The organism is Janibacter sp. FSL W8-0316, from assembly GCF_038004165.1.
Classification (GTDB): Bacteria; Actinomycetota; Actinomycetes; order Actinomycetales; family Dermatophilaceae; genus Janibacter; species Janibacter indicus.
The window spans coordinates 623,262-636,989 of sequence record NZ_JBBOQX010000001.1 but is presented as its reverse complement, the minus strand read 5'-3'; the positions used below and the strand labels follow the sequence as shown (position 1 = coordinate 636,989).

Sequence of the window (13,728 nt, the reverse complement as noted above, 5' to 3'; positions counted from 1 at the left end):
CGCGTTCCGATCGGCGAGCTCGCCCGCTGCCAGATCAAGCGGTGAGTCTCCTCACCGATGCCGGTTGGAACAAGAATGGGATCCGGGAGCGCTGCTGGAGACATGGCTGATCTCTTCGAACCCCTGACCGTTGGCGCTTGGACGCTCCCGAACCGGCTCGTGATGGCACCGCTGACCCGCAACCGCGCCGAGGGCACTGTGCCGGGCGACCTCGCGGTGGAGTACTACTCCCAGCGCGCCTCGTCCGGCCTGATCATCACCGAGGGCAGCCAGCCCACCGCCGAGGGCCAGGGCTACTTGAACACGCCCGGCTTCCACACCGAGGAGCAGCTCGCCGGGTGGCGCCGAGTGGCCGACGGCGTACACGCAAACGGCGGCCGCATCGTCGCACAGCTGATGCACGTCGGTCGCATCTCCCACCCCGACAACACTGGCGGTGAGAAGATCATCGCGCCGAGCCCGGTGGCGGCTCCCGACGAGATGTTCACCGCCGACGGGATGAAGCCGTACCCGACCCCACGAGAGATCACCGTCGAGGAGATCCCCTCAATCGTCGAGGGCTACGTGCAGGCCGCCCGCAACGCGATCGAGGCCGGGCTCGATGGCGTCGAGGTGCACGGCGCCAACGGCTACCTCATCCACCAGTTCCTCGCGCCCGGCTCCAACCATCGCACCGACCAGTACGGCGGATCGCCCAAGAACCGGGTCCGCTTCGCCCTCGAGGTCACGCGTGCGGTCGCCGACGCGATCGGCGCTGACCGGGTCGGCATCCGCATCTCGCCGGCCCACAACATCCAGGGCGCCACCGAGGAGAATCCCGTCGACGTCGCCGCGACCTACCGGCTCCTGGTCGCGGGCCTGGCTCCGCTCGGCCTGGCCTACCTGAGCATTCTCGCCGACCCGAAGCAGGACCTGGTCCAAGAGCTGCGCCGCTCCTTCGGCGGCGCCGTCGTCGCCAACGACGGCTTCGGCAAGATCACCACGCGCGAGTCGGCGCAGGAGATCCTGGACAAGGGCCTCGCCGATGCGGTCGCCGTCGGGCGACCCTTCCTGGCCAACCCGGACCTGCCCGCCCGGTGGCGCACCGGCGCGGAGCTCAACGAGCCGAACCCCGACACCTTCTACGGCGGTGGCGCCGAGGGCTACACCGACTACCCGTTCCTCGACAGTTGATCTGACCCGAGCGGAACTTCCAGATACCTCCGACCTTCGCCCCGACCTAGGTCATCGGCATTCGGAACGTCTCAACTCGCCGCCCGGGTGCACGATGACGTCAGCGACCTCGGCGTAGGGCACCGCAGTCTCGCCGACCACGACCTCGGGGTGCCGCAACTCTTGCGACCGCCATCGAATCTGACCCTTGGTGTTCCGATGTACTCGTTGCGGTCGTGGGCCTCGCTGTTCGGCGTCGGGCTTAGTGGCGTGTCTCAGGACCAGCTGACCCGGTGAGCCGGACAACGCCCCGACGGCGGTCGTACACGTCCAATGGTCGCCGTGATTCTCGATGAACGCGCGTTCCCCGGGCCGCAGGCTCGACGTCGTCGGGTGCCCGGGGGCCAGGTGGTCCACTCGTGATGTCGTTGGAACGTGTCATGAACCAGCTGGCAGCCGGTCACCGACTCCACCGCGTGAGCCAGCACTTCGATGACCTCGTCCACGTCGTGACGGTCCAGCATCAGCGTGGACATCACCAGCAGCTCATGGAGCCCGGTCAGGGCCCGCCGCAGGTCCAGTTCGTTGTCCGTCGCCGCAGTTTCAGTTGAGGGAGGCTCCGAGAGGGTCATCGCTGGATCCCTAGCCGGTCCGTTCGTACAGGGTGTTCTCCCAGTACGAGACCGGACAGTCAGATCCGGGGGTGCACCCTCATCGCCTCGAAGACGACGCCGGTGCCCAAAGCGTCTATGTCGTAGAGGCACAGGATCGACTGGGGGTGCCGAGGGGCGAAGTCGTTGAGCCGGGCCTCGTAGGCGAGCAGGTCCGCGACCGAGGTTCCACCTCCACGTGATCCCTCGCTCCTCCGCGAAGGACAAGGACGGGCTGACCGTCCCGTGGCAGCCCGGCGTGCCCGGTGATGCCGACGCGGTCGCCGGGATCGGCGGTCGACTTGCTGTCGCTCTGGGGTAGGGGCTAGACGACTGGTCTAATACTCGGTAGGGTCGAGTCATGCTCGATGCCAGGGAGAACATCCTCGTCGCCGGCCAGCGCGCCGTCGCACACAAGGGGTGGGCCGCCGTGGGGCTGACCGAGATCCTCGGCGCGGCCGGGGTGCCCAAGGGATCCTTCTACCACTGGTTCGCCTCGAAGGACGCCTTCGGTGAAGCGATGCTCCAGGCCTACTTCGCGACCTACCTGGCCGAGATGGACGCCACCTTCGCGCATGAGGACGAGACGGCGGTCCGCCGACTGATGGACTACTGGCAGGGCTGGCGCCGTACGCAGTCGCTGAACGACTGTGAAGGGAAGTGCCTGGCGGTCAAGCTGGGAGCAGAGGTCGCCGACCTCTCCGAGCCGATGCGCCGCGCCCTCGAGCAGGGCACGGGAGCGATCGTCGAGCGGATCGCCGCGATGCTCGAGGCGGGAGCCATCGACGGCTCGGTCGTCGCCTTCCGCGACTCCAAGGCCGTCGCGCTGTCGCTCTACGGCCTCTGGGTCGGCGCGAGCGTCCTGACGAAGATCCATCGTGAGCCGACGCCCATGGATGACGCGCTCGCGCACACAGAACGGGTGCTTCGCCCGGCATGAAGATCTTCTCGCGCGGACGACCGGCCGCGCGGGCCACAAGGAGACGACCGGTCACTGGAGGAATCATGAAGGTGCTCATCGTCCTGACGTCGCACGACCAGCTCGGCGACACCGGCAAGAAGACCGGCTTCTGGCTGGAAGAGCTTGCCGCCCCCTACTACCGGTTCAAGGAGGCCGGGTACGACATCACGCTCGCCTCCCCCGGCGGCGGTGAGCCACCGCTGGATCCGAAGAGCAACGAGCCCGAGTCCCAGACCGACGACACGCGGCGCTTCGAGGCCGACTCCGAAGCCGTCGCGGCGCTTGCGAGCACGGTTCGGCTCGCGTCGGTCTCGGCTGCCGACTTCGACACGGTGTTCTACGCCGGCGGTCACGGACCGCTCTGGGACCTCGCGGAGGACCAGGACTCGATCCGCCTGATCGAGACGGCACTACGGGCGGAGAAGCCGGTGGCCCTGGTCTGCCACGCCCCCGGCGTACTGCGGCACACCACCCACGAGGACGGCACGCCCGTCGTGCGTGGCAAAAAGGTCACCGGCTTCACGAACTCCGAGGAGGTCGGGGTCGGGCTGGACAAGGTGGTGCCGTTCCTGGTCGAGGACGAGCTGGTCCGCCTGGGCGCCGACTACTCCAAGTCCGACGACTGGGCGCCGTACGTCGTCGAGGACGGGCTGCTCCTGACCGGGCAGAACCCGGCCTCGTCGGCCGCGACCGCGGACGCGCTGATCGCCAAGCTCGGCGCGTAGAGCGGCTCGAGAGCATTGAACACGAGTGCCTTGCCCCGGCGACTGTCGCGACGGAGTCCGCCATGCTGTCCCGTCCGGGTTCGCGGCGGCATTTCGACGTCGTCGACCCCAGCGAGGGGAGCGTACTGGCCACTGGCGACGGGCTAAACGCGAAGGACGCGCAGAGGCTGTCGACTGCTCTCGACCGGGCACTGTCGCAGGGGCGCGTCGAGGAGCACCTGCGGCAGTTGCACAACGCCGCGGGCGCCGTTGACCGGCAGCCCTGCCCGCTGTGGAGGCACCGGACTGCGCCGCGACGAGGTGGGAGTCCGCTACGGCTACGACCGCCGCGACACGATCGACGCGGGAGGCTGTAACGGGTGCCAGGGACTCGGCACGACGCTGCCCTTTCATGCGCAGGTGTGCTTATCCCGCGAGCACGCCGAGGAGTTCGGGGCTTTCTCCGCGAGAGCGGGGGGTGTCCCTATGGGTTCCGTCAAGCGGCTGTGGCTGGGCCGGGTTGGTAGGGGGTGCCGTCTCTGAGCATGGCGTAGATGACGTCGCAGCGGCGTCGGGCTAGGCAGATCAGGGCGGCGTTGTGTTTCTTGCCTTGGGCGCGTTTGCGGTCGTAGTAGGCGCGTGAGGTCGGGTCGGACAGCGCGGCGAACGCGGACAGGAACATCGCGCGTTTGAGGTTCTTGTTGCCACCGCGTGAGGGGTGTTCGCCGCGGATGGAGGATCCGGAGCGTCGGGTGACCGGGGCCAGTCCGGCGTAGGCGGCCAGGTGCCCGGGTGTGGGGAAGGTGGTCCCGTCGCCGACTTCGAGCAGGATCCGTGCTCCGGTCCTGACCCCGATGCCGGGCATCGAGGTCAGGACCGCGGCAAGAGGGTGTGCATCGAGCATCTCCTCGACCTGGGCCGCGGCCTGCTCGCGTTGAGCCAGTAGCGAGGTCAGCTGGTCGGCCAGTTGGGGCAGGACCAGCTCGGCGGCCCGGGTGCCGGGGGCAGTCACGCTCTGCTCGTCCAGGGCGACCATGACGGCTTCGACGATGGCGTGGTGGCTGCGCGGTGCCCGGGGCCTGACGACGTTGGCGATGCGCTTCTTGCCGGCTGTACGTAGCCCGGTGGGGCCGCCGTAGCGGTGGAGCAGTTCCAGGATCGCCTTGTGGTGCAGCTTGCCGCCGATGGCCCGTTCCAAGGCCGGGTGGATCTGGGTGAGCAGCCCGTGGATGCGGTTGGTCACCCGGGTGACCTCGGCGGCCAGGTCGTCGTCGAAGCCGACGATGACGTCCAGGTCGGCCAGCGCTTCGTCGCCGGTGTCGACGCGGCGCAGTGCGTGCGGCAAGGTCCGTGCTGCTTCAGCGATGACATACGCATCGCGGGCGTCGGTCTTGGCGTTACCGGGGTGCAGGTCCGCGATCCGCCGCATCGCCAGCCCGGGCAGGTATGCCACGTCCACACCCACATCGCGTGCGACGGCAACAGGTAGTGCGCCGATCGAGGCGGGCTGGTCGACGACCACGAGCACCGGCCCGTGGCCGCTCAGCTGCTCGAACAGGGCCCGCAAGGCGTGCTCGTCCTGAGGCAATGGTCGGTCGCGCAACAGATGCCCATCGGGGTCGATTGCGGTGGCGTGGTGCTCGCCCTTGCCGACGTCCAACCCGAGGAACACCGCGTACCCGCGGCGTGCTGATGGCTCTTGCATGACGGGCCTCCTTGCCCACGCAGACAGTTGGTCGCGCCGGCCGCGGTCTGGCGTCAGCAGCCGGCAGCCACGTTACGAAGAGACCACCCAAGCGGGGGCCGTGTCCCTATCAGCGGTCAGACCGACGCCACCAGGCCCGGTGACAACACCCCCGGATCATCCATGCGACAGGGGCAGTAAGTCATGCCGGACCCAGCGACCAACACCCCCATCATCGAGGGCACGAAGAAGGTAACGGGTCCAGATCTTCTGACCTCTGCTGACAGATCGGATCGGCCCCTCGCTCTTCGGAGCGGGGGGCCGTCGTCGTGTCGTCGCGCCGTGGTGTGGCCGCTCTGGTAGGACGGACGATCACACGAAGGGAGAGTGACGATGACCGACCCCCGCATCGAGCACGCGGCCGAGGTGGTCCGGCGTGCCGTGGCCGAGGTGACCTTCCTCGGGCTCGACGAGAGCCTGGCCGTGGCGGAGGCGCTGCGCGATGCCGGGTGCCTGCCCGACCCGGCCGTGGCCTGGGAGCAGGGCTTCGAGGCCGGCCGAGAGATGGCCCGGCAGTGGGGCGACGCGCAGTGGTGGACCCTCGGCGAGGAGCCGCCCAACCCCTATCTGGCCCCCTGAGGCCACGGTGCCCGGCACCGGCCCGCCGGCCCGCACGTAGGGTGGCGACATGAGCGAGATTGAGGGTGGTGCCCCCACCGCGCCCGAGCAGGAGGTCGTCCGGATCTGCCGTGACCTGCTGCGGATCGACACGAGCAACTACGGTCCCGGCCAGGACGGCCCGGGCGAGCGGGAGGCGGCGGACTACGTCGTCGCGCAGCTGCGTGAGGTGGGCCTCGAGCCGCAGGTCTTCGAGTCCGAGCCGGGCCGCACGACGGTCTCCGTGCGCATCGCCGGAGCCGACCGCGACCGCGGAGCGCTGTGCATCCACGGCCACCTCGACGTCGTTCCGGCGCACGCCGAGGACTGGAGCGTTCCCCCCTTCGACGCGGTGGAGCGTGACGGGTGCCTCTGGGGCCGCGGCGCGGTCGACATGAAGGACATGGTCGCGATGATGCTCGCCTGCGTCCGCCACCTCGCCCGCACGGGGACGGTCCCGCCGCGCGACCTGCTCTTCGTCTTCTTCGCCGACGAGGAGGCCGGGGGAGTGCTCGGCAGCCAGTTCATGGTCCGGGAGCACCGCGAGGTCTTCGACGGCGTCACCGAGGCGATCAGCGAGGTCGGTGGCTACAGCGTCACCGTCGACGACGCGAAGGGAGAGCCCCGCCGGGCCTACCTCCTCCAGACCGCGGAGAAGGGCATCGCCTGGCTCAAGCTCGAGGCCCAGGGGACGGCCGGGCACGGGTCGGTCCCGACCGCGGACAACCCGATCGTCCACCTCGCCGAGGCCATCGCCCGGATCAACGCGCACAAGTGGCCCCGCGAGTTCATCGCGAGCGTCCGAGGGCTGCTCGACGGCCTGTCCGAGATCACCGGGGTGGGTTACAGCGACGAGGACGCCGAGGCGCTGCTCGAGCGCATCGGGCCGGCCGCGGGCTTCGTCCGTGGGGCCCTGCAGGACACGGCCAACATCACCATGCTCGACGCGGGGTACAAGCACAACGTCGTCCCGCAGACGGCGACCGCGGCCCTGGACTGCCGCTTCCTGCCGGGCCACGAGGAGGACCTCATGGCCACGATCCGTGACCTCGCCGGCGAGCACGTCGACGTCGTCGTCGAGCACCGCGACATCTCCCTGGACTCGCCCTTCGAGGGCGACCTCGTCGAGCGCATGCGGGCCGCGCTGCTCGCCGAGGACCCGGAGGCGGCGATCCTGCCCTACTGCCTCTCGGGCGGCACCGACAACAAGGCGCTCGAGACGCTCGGGGTCACCGGCTACGGGTTCGCGCCACTGCGGCTCCCGGCGGACCTGCCCTTCGCCCCGATGTTCCACGGGATCGACGAGCGGGTGCCGCTGGAGTCGCTGGAGTTCGGTGCCCGCGTGCTGTGGCGGCTCGTCGAGGACTGCTGAGCGGGTCTGCCGACGGCGCGGATGCCGTCAGAGGGACGGCAGGGCCGGCGGGCGCGGCACGCGGATGATCTTGCGGCGCAACCACGCTCGCTGCTTGCCGCTCATGTAGACCACGGTGCGGTGCAGCTCCCACCTGCCGTACTCGGCGTGGTCGGCCAGCTCCTGCCGGATCGCGGAGCGCGCGGCACCGCGGGGGAAGACGATCGTGCGGAACTCGTATTCAGGCATCGGTGCCATTGTCGCCCATGACCGGTAGCGTCATGCCCATGAGCGACCCGCGCCCCGCCCTGAACAAGCTGATCGCCGCCTTCGAGCGCCACCTCGAGGCCTCGTCCCAGCGCCGCGGCGAGGACGACCCGACCGTCGTCGCCGCCTACGAGGACCTCGCCGACGCCTTCGAGGCCTACGACGACGCGCTCCACGACGCGACCGGCGAGATGACCCCGCTCGTGGTCGTCGACGAGCAGTTCATGGTCGATGACGACGACGAGTCCGACGACTACGACGACGACGAGGACGACCAGTCCTACTCCGGGCTCGACGACGAGGACTACGACGCCGACGACCGCTCCTGAGGCCGGTCGGTCGAGGCCCGACCTCAGAGCCAGCCGGAGCGCTTGAAGAGGCGGTAGAGCCCGAGGCAGATGAGCACCATCGCCAGCAGGGCCAGCGGGTAGCCGTAATAGACGTCACGCCCGGCGAGCTCGACACTCGCCGACAGCTCGGGCATTCCCTCGAAGTTCATCCCGTAGATCCCGGCGACCATCGTCGGCAGGGCCGCCATCGCCGCCCACGCGGAGATCTTGCGCATGTCCTGGTTCTGCTGCACCCCGACCTGGGCGAGGTGGGCGTTGAGCACGTCCGACAGCAGGCGGTCCTGCGACTCGGTGTTGTCGACGACGAGGGAGACGTGGTCGTAGACGTCGCGGAAGAGCAGGCGCAGCTCCTCCGTCGGCACCGGGGTGCTCGGACCGACGAGCTGGGAGAGCGGTCGGGCGAGGGGGAGTGCGGCCCGCTTGAACTCGAGCACCTCGCGCTTGAGGGCGTAGATCTCCTCGGTGTCGACGACCCGGTCGTGTGAGAAGACGCCTGCCTCGATGTCGTCGAGGTCGATCTGCAGCTCGTCCTCGATGTCGAGGTACTGGTCGACGACGAAGTCGATGATCGCGTGGAAGACACCCCACGGGCCGTGCTGCAGGGCCTCGTGGTCGTGCTCCTCGAGCCGGCTGCGCAGTCCGGCGAGGGGGCTGGCCTCGCCGCGGCGGATCGTCACGATGTAGCCGGGCCCGAGGAAGACCATGAGCTCGCCGGACTCGACGTCGGAGGTCTCCTCGACATAGCGCAGCGGCCGCAGGACCACGAAGTGCCCGTCGCCGTAGCGCTCGATCTTGGGACGCTGGTCGCCGTTGACCGTGTCCTCGATCGCCAGGGCGTGCAGCCCGAGCTGCTCCGACACCTCGTCGAAGGTCTCGGCCGACGGGTCGCGCATGCCGATCCAGAGATAGTCCTCGCTCGCCTCGGACCGGATCTCGTGGAGGGTCTCTCGGATGTCGGTGCACGGGAGTCTGCGCCCTGCGCTGTAACGGGCCTTGTCGACGATCACCCGGGCATCGTCTCAGGGCCGGGGGACCCGGCGCCTAGGGTGTGGGCGTGGCGTACTGCATCCTCATCCGGCACGGGCGGTCCACCGCCAACAGCCAAGGCATCCTCGCGGGCTGGACCCCGGGTGTCGCCCTGGACGAGACCGGGCGGGGGCAGGCCTCGGGCCTCGTCGACCGGCTGGGGGAGACCCCCTTCGTCCACCTGGCGACCTCACCCCTCCAACGGTGCTGCGAGACGGCCGGTCCGCTGCTCGAGGCCCACGGGCTCGAGGCGCAGGTGCACGACGGGCTGGGGGAGTGCCGCTACGGCGCGTGGACCGGCAGGAGCCTCAAGGAGCTCGCCGACGAGCCGCTGTGGCGGGTCGTCCAGGACACCCCGAGCCGGGCGACCTTCCCCTCGGGTGAGGAGTTCCCCGGCGAGTCGATGCAGGCGATGTCCGACCGCGCCGTCGCCGCCGTCCGCGAGATCGACGCCGCGGTGACCGAGGAGCACGGCGCGCACGCCGTGTGGGCCGCGGTGAGCCACGGAGACGTCATCAAGGCGGTGCTCGCCGATGCCGTGGGCACCCCGCTCGACGACTTCCAGCGGCTGCACGTCGACCCCGCCTCCATCTCGGTCGTCCACTACACCTCGACGCGGCCGATGGTGCTGCGCACCAACGACACCGGCTCCGCAGTGTTGCGTCCGCCGAAACCGACGCAGGACACCCCGGCGACGGGCGACGCGGCCGTCGGCGGCGGTGCAGGACTAGGGTCGACACCATGACCGTCGTCGAGTTCGATCCCCCCGAGCGCTTCATCCTGGGCACCGTCGGCCCCGCGGGCCAGCGGACCTTCTTCCTTCAGGCGAGCGATGCCACCCGTCGGGTGCAGGTCTCCCTCGAAAAGCTGCACGCCCAGGTCCTCGCCGAGCGCATCGGCGAGTTGCTCGACCAAGTCGCCGGCCTCGAGGCGACCGTCGCGGCGGCTGCGGAGGCCGCCGACAACGCACCGCTCGACACACCCATCGCGGAGGACTTCCGCGTCCAGGCGCTGGCCCTCTCGTGGGACGGGGAGCGTCACGTGGTCCTCATCGAGGCCCACGACCACGATCCCGACGAGATCGACGAGGGCGAGGCCACCCCCGAGCTCAACAGCCTGCGGGTCTCCCTCGGTCCCGCGCAGGCGCGAGCCTTCGCCCGCCGCTGCGAGACCGTCGTGCGTGCCGGTCGACCCGCCTGCCCCTTCTGCGGTGGCGCCATCGACGCCGACGGGCACATCTGCCCGCGGGCCAACGGCTACAAGCGCTGACGGTGACGGCACCCCCTTCGCTCGTCAGCGGGGACCTGGTCGTCCTCGGCCGGCACCCCCTCGCAAGCAATGCCGTCTTCGTCGCCGAGGTGCGGGCCCCCGACCAGCCCGCGGTCGCCGTCGCCTACAAGCCGGTGGACGGCGAGCGACCGCTGTGGGACTTCCCCGACGGCAGCCTCGCCGCACGAGAGGTCGCGGCGTCGCGGATCGATGCGCTCGGCGGCTTCGACCTGGTGCCGCCGACCGTCTGGCGCGACGGGCCGGCCGGCGCCGGTGCCGTGCAGCAGTGGATCGGCGAGATCACCAGCCTGTGCCCGACGCCCGTCACAGTGACGCGCCCCGACGAGGTGCCCGACGGCAACCTCGTGGTCCTCGAGGGCGAGGACGAAGGGGGCGCACCGGTCCTGCTGTCGCACCCGGACGACCCGCGCCTGCGCTCGATGGCCGTGCTCGACGCGGTCCTCAACAACTCCGACCGCAAGGGCGGTCACGTCCTCGACCACGGTGGCCGCCTCTGGGGCATCGACCACGGCGTGAGCCTGCACGAGGAGCCCAAGCTGCGCACGGTGCTGTGGGGATGGGCCGGTGAGCCCCTGCCCGACGGCGATCTCGAGCGTCTGGCCCGGCTCGACGCCGAGCTGGCGCGACCTGAGGTGGAGGCCGAGCTGGCCGGGCTGATCACGCCCACCGAATTCGACGCGCTCCGCCGCCGGGTGAACCGGTTGCTGGCCAGGCGCACCCACCCCGTGCCGCACGGTGACTGGCCGCCGATCCCGTGGCCGGCGCTGTGAGTGCCACCTCGTAGGCTGTCCGCGTGAGAGCCTGGCCTGCCCCCCACCTGCCCGTCGTCCCCGGAGAGCCGATCTCCCTTCGCCTGCACGACGTGGCACGTGACGAGGTGGCTCCCGTCGAGCCCGAGGGCGCGGCCCGCCTCTACGTGTGCGGTGTGACTCCCTACGACACCACCCACATGGGCCACGCGGCGACCTACGTGACCTTCGACCTCGTCGGGCGTGCGCTGCGTGACGGCGGACGTCCGGTGACCTACGTGCAAAACGTCACCGACGTCGACGACCCGCTCTTCGAGCGCGCCGCGCGTGACGGTGTCGACTGGCGCGATCTCGGCAGCGAGCAGATCGCGCTCTTCCTGGAGGACATGACGGCGCTCGGGGTCATCCCGCCCGATCACTTCATGGGCGTCATGGAGTCGATGCCCCAGATCATCGAGGCCGTGCAGCGCCTCGTGGACCGCGACGTGACCTACGAGGTCGTCGAGGACGGGGTGCGTGACACCTACCTCGACCTCACCGCCGCCGGCGGACTGGGCGAGCTCAGCCACCTCGACCGCGAGACGATGCTCGCCTTCTCCGCCGAGCGGGGCGGCGACCCGCAGCGCCCAGGCAAGCGTGATCCGCTCGATCCGATGCTCTGGCGCGGCGAGCGCGAGGGCGAGCCGGCCTGGGACGCAGGCGCGCTCGGGCGCGGCCGACCCGGCTGGCACATCGAGTGCACGGCCATCGCCATGGAGCACCTCGGCGACCGCGTCGACGTCCAGGGCGGCGGGACCGACCTCGTCTTCCCGCACCACGAGATGTCGGTCGTCCAGGCCGAGGCCATCACGGGGGAGCGGCCCTTCGCCCGGCACACCGCGCACCAGGCGATGGTCGCCTACGACGGCGAGAAGATGAGCAAGTCCAGGGGCAACCTCGTGCGGGTCTCGACCCTGCGCTCAGAAGGCGTCGACCCGATGGCGATCCGGCTCGTCCTGCTGGCGCACCACTACCGCGGTGAGTGGGAGTGGACGGCGCAGGACCTGACGCAGGCCCAGGAGCGGCTCGAGCGCTGGCGTCGTGGACTGTCGACGGACGGCGGTCCCGATGCGACGGGGACGATCGCGCAGATCCGGGCCGCGGTGGCCGACGATCTCGACACCCCGGCCGCGCTGCGCGCCGTCGACACGTGGGTCGAGCAGCCGCTGGCGACGACCGGCGACGTGCGCTCCGCACCTGGTGAGCTGGCCCGGGCGATCGACGCCCTCCTGGGGATCCGTCTCTGACCCCACCGGCGAAGGGGGGTCAGCCCGGGTTGTCGGTGCCGTCGCCGCGACGACGCAGGTAGCGCTCGAACTCCTTGGCGATCGCGTCGCCGCTCGCCTCGGGCAGCTCCGAGGTGTCCTGCGCGCTCTCGAGAGCCGAGACGTACTCGGCGACGTCCTCGTCGGTGTTGGCCAGCTCGTCGACGCCGCGCTCCCACGCCTGCGCCTCCTCCTCGAGGTCACCGTGGTCGATGACCGTGTCGAGCAGGTCCTCGAGCTGGCTGAGCAGGGCGAGCGAGGCCTTGGGGCACGGGACCTGGGAGGTGTAGTGCGGCACGCTCGCCCAGGCCGAGATCGAGACCATCTCCGCCTGGTGGGCCCCGTCGGCGACGACGCCCGTGATGCCGGTGGGGCCCTCGTAGCGGGCAGGCTCGAGGTCGTGCTTGAAGGCGACCGCCTCGTCCTCGCTCGTGCACACGACCGGGATGGGGCGGGAGTGGGCGACGTCGGCGAGCAGGGCACCGAGGGTGATGACGGTCGTGACGCCGTTGGCCGCGGCCAGGTCGAGCAGCTCGGTGGTGAAGGCGCGCCAGCGGAAGGAGGGCTCGATGCCGGTGACGAGCAGGACGTCGCGGCCGAGGCTGTCGGGGGAGGCCAGCAGGATGCGCGTGGTGTTCCAGTGGATGCCGCGCCCCTGACCCTGGTTGATCACCCGCGGGCGGGTCACCTGGAAGTCGTAGTAGTCCTCCGGGTCGATGGCTGCGACGGTCTCGGCGTCCCAGAGCATCCCGAGGTGCTCGATCGCCCGGGAGGCAGCCTCGCCTGCGTCGTTCCAGCCCTCGAAGGCGCAGATCATCACCGGGTCGTGCAGCTCGGGCAGGTCCTCGATCTCGATCACGACCACCACCCTACGACGCGTAGCCTTGGCCCCTGTGAGCACCGAGCCCGCCGCCCTGCCCGCCGCCGTCCTGTGGGACATGGACGGCACCCTCGTCGACACCGAGCCCTACTGGATCACCGCCGAGCACGAGCTCGTCGAGGAGTTCGGCGGCACGTGGACCCACGAGCTGGCCGTCCAGCTCGTCGGCAACCCGCTGCTCGTCTCGGCGCAGTTCATCCTCGACAACTCGCCCGTCGACCTGCCTGCCGAGGAGGTCGTCCACCGGCTGCAGTCCCGGGTCGTCGAGCAGATCGCGCAGGAGGTGCCCTGGCGCCCCGGGGCTCGTGAGCTGCTGGCGGCCTGCCGTGAGCTCGACATCCCCCAGGCGCTCGTGACGATGTCGTGGACCGAACTCGCCGGGGCCGTCGTCGACGCCACCGAGCCAGGCTCCTTCGGCCTCATGGTCACCGGGGACGTCGTCACCCACGGCAAGCCCCACCCCGAGCCCTATCTCACCGCCGCCGCGCAGCTGGGTGTGCACCCGGCCGCCTGCATCGCCATCGAGGACTCGCCGACCGGCGTGCGCTCCGCGACGGCCGCCGGTGTGCCGACGCTCGCCGTCCCGCACATCGTCGAGATCCCGGCCATCGAGGGCTCGGTGCACGTCGACAGCCTGGCGGGGCTGACCCCCTTCGACCTGGTGCCGCTCACCGCCGGCGCCGGGGAGCACGCGCGCACCTGA

17 protein-coding genes are annotated in these 13,728 nt (G+C 70.4%); 12 read left to right on the top strand and 5 right to left on the bottom strand.

All coding sequences use genetic code 11. The features are described 5' to 3' along the window. Positions 1-102: 102 nt before the first annotated feature. Both NYE39_RS03115 and NYE39_RS03110 read left to right on the top strand, forming a co-directional pair. Positions 103-1,173 carry an alkene reductase gene (locus NYE39_RS03115; RefSeq protein WP_072624640.1) on the top strand — a complete coding sequence of 357 codons (1,071 nt, stop codon included), beginning with the start codon at positions 103-105 and terminating at the stop codon, positions 1,171-1,173. Between the two features lie 419 nt (positions 1,174-1,592). Next, positions 1,593-1,763 (top strand): hypothetical protein, encoded by a 171-nt coding sequence (locus tag NYE39_RS03110; RefSeq protein ID WP_164513580.1) that lies wholly within the window; start codon positions 1,593-1,595, stop codon positions 1,761-1,763. A gap of 80 nt (positions 1,764-1,843) precedes the next feature. Here NYE39_RS03110 and NYE39_RS17265 read toward each other — a convergent pair whose 3' ends face one another. Continuing rightward, the gene (locus NYE39_RS17265) at positions 1,844-1,975 is read right to left on the bottom strand and encodes an MEDS domain-containing protein (protein WP_083546298.1); all 132 of its coding nucleotides are present in this window, start codon (positions 1,973-1,975) and stop codon (positions 1,844-1,846) included. Positions 1,976-2,163: 188 nt separating this feature from the next. Here NYE39_RS17265 and NYE39_RS03105 point away from each other — a divergent pair, with 188 nt between their 5' ends. Together NYE39_RS03105 and NYE39_RS03100 are read left to right on the top strand one after the other, a co-directional pair. After that, on the top strand, positions 2,164-2,742 hold the full coding sequence (locus NYE39_RS03105; protein ID WP_072624636.1) for a TetR/AcrR family transcriptional regulator: 579 nt from the start codon (positions 2,164-2,166) through the stop codon (positions 2,740-2,742). A 65-nt stretch (positions 2,743-2,807) separates the two neighbouring features. Then, positions 2,808-3,488, top strand: a complete 681-nt coding sequence (locus NYE39_RS03100; RefSeq protein WP_072624635.1) for a type 1 glutamine amidotransferase domain-containing protein — start codon at positions 2,808-2,810, stop codon at positions 3,486-3,488. Between the two features lie 475 nt (positions 3,489-3,963). Here the strand turns inward: NYE39_RS03100 and NYE39_RS03095 are convergent, their stop codons facing one another. Continuing rightward, positions 3,964-5,172: an IS110 family transposase gene (locus tag NYE39_RS03095; protein ID WP_341011836.1), complete on the bottom strand. Its 1,209-nt coding sequence runs from the start codon at positions 5,170-5,172 to the stop codon at positions 3,964-3,966. Positions 5,173-5,544: 372 nt separating this feature from the next. Between NYE39_RS03095 and NYE39_RS03090 the strand changes: the two genes are divergently transcribed. Both NYE39_RS03090 and NYE39_RS03085 read left to right on the top strand, forming a co-directional pair. Then, a complete protein-coding gene (locus NYE39_RS03090; protein WP_084452081.1) occupies positions 5,545-5,790 on the top strand; it encodes a hypothetical protein in 246 nt (81 codons plus the stop codon). 49 nt (positions 5,791-5,839) lie between these two features. Further along, a complete protein-coding gene (locus tag NYE39_RS03085) occupies positions 5,840-7,180 on the top strand; it encodes a M20/M25/M40 family metallo-hydrolase (protein WP_192910232.1) in 1,341 nt (446 codons plus the stop codon). Positions 7,181-7,207: 27 nt separating this feature from the next. Here the strand turns inward: NYE39_RS03085 and NYE39_RS03080 are convergent, their stop codons facing one another. Next, complete coding sequence (locus NYE39_RS03080; protein ID WP_072626210.1) at positions 7,208-7,408, bottom strand: DUF5703 family protein; 201 nt, start codon at positions 7,406-7,408, stop codon at positions 7,208-7,210. Between the two features lie 38 nt (positions 7,409-7,446). Here NYE39_RS03080 and NYE39_RS03075 point away from each other — a divergent pair, with 38 nt between their 5' ends. Then, a complete protein-coding gene (locus tag NYE39_RS03075; protein ID WP_318843236.1) occupies positions 7,447-7,755 on the top strand; it encodes a primosomal protein in 309 nt (102 codons plus the stop codon). 23 nt (positions 7,756-7,778) lie between these two features. Here the strand turns inward: NYE39_RS03075 and NYE39_RS03070 are convergent, their stop codons facing one another. After that, positions 7,779-8,783 (bottom strand): magnesium and cobalt transport protein CorA, encoded by a 1,005-nt coding sequence (locus NYE39_RS03070; RefSeq protein ID WP_192910230.1) that lies wholly within the window; start codon positions 8,781-8,783, stop codon positions 7,779-7,781. Positions 8,784-8,830: 47 nt separating this feature from the next. Here NYE39_RS03070 and NYE39_RS03065 point away from each other — a divergent pair, with 47 nt between their 5' ends. The 4 genes from NYE39_RS03065 to mshC are packed head-to-tail and all read left to right on the top strand — an operon-like array spanning position 8,831 to position 12,127. Beyond that, a complete protein-coding gene (locus tag NYE39_RS03065; protein ID WP_341011835.1) occupies positions 8,831-9,547 on the top strand; it encodes an MSMEG_4193 family putative phosphomutase in 717 nt (238 codons plus the stop codon). Beyond that, positions 9,544-10,071 (top strand): DUF3090 domain-containing protein, encoded by a 528-nt coding sequence (locus tag NYE39_RS03060; protein WP_341011834.1) that lies wholly within the window; start codon positions 9,544-9,546, stop codon positions 10,069-10,071. Before NYE39_RS03065 ends, NYE39_RS03060 begins: the two co-directional genes overlap by 4 nt. Positions 10,072-10,073: 2 nt before the next feature. Then, positions 10,074-10,862, top strand: coding sequence for an SCO1664 family protein (locus NYE39_RS03055; RefSeq protein ID WP_341011833.1), 789 nt, complete (start codon positions 10,074-10,076; stop codon positions 10,860-10,862). Positions 10,863-10,885: 23 nt separating this feature from the next. After that, a complete protein-coding gene (gene mshC, locus NYE39_RS03050) occupies positions 10,886-12,127 on the top strand; it encodes a cysteine--1-D-myo-inosityl 2-amino-2-deoxy-alpha-D-glucopyranoside ligase (RefSeq protein ID WP_341011832.1) in 1,242 nt (413 codons plus the stop codon). Between the two features lie 19 nt (positions 12,128-12,146). Here mshC and NYE39_RS03045 read toward each other — a convergent pair whose 3' ends face one another. Then, positions 12,147-13,004 (bottom strand): PAC2 family protein, encoded by an 858-nt coding sequence (locus tag NYE39_RS03045; protein ID WP_341011831.1) that lies wholly within the window; start codon positions 13,002-13,004, stop codon positions 12,147-12,149. A gap of 34 nt (positions 13,005-13,038) precedes the next feature. On the opposite strand from NYE39_RS03045, the gene NYE39_RS03040 reads away from it, so the two are divergent. Continuing rightward, a complete protein-coding gene (locus tag NYE39_RS03040; RefSeq protein ID WP_341011830.1) occupies positions 13,039-13,728 on the top strand; it encodes an HAD family hydrolase in 690 nt (229 codons plus the stop codon).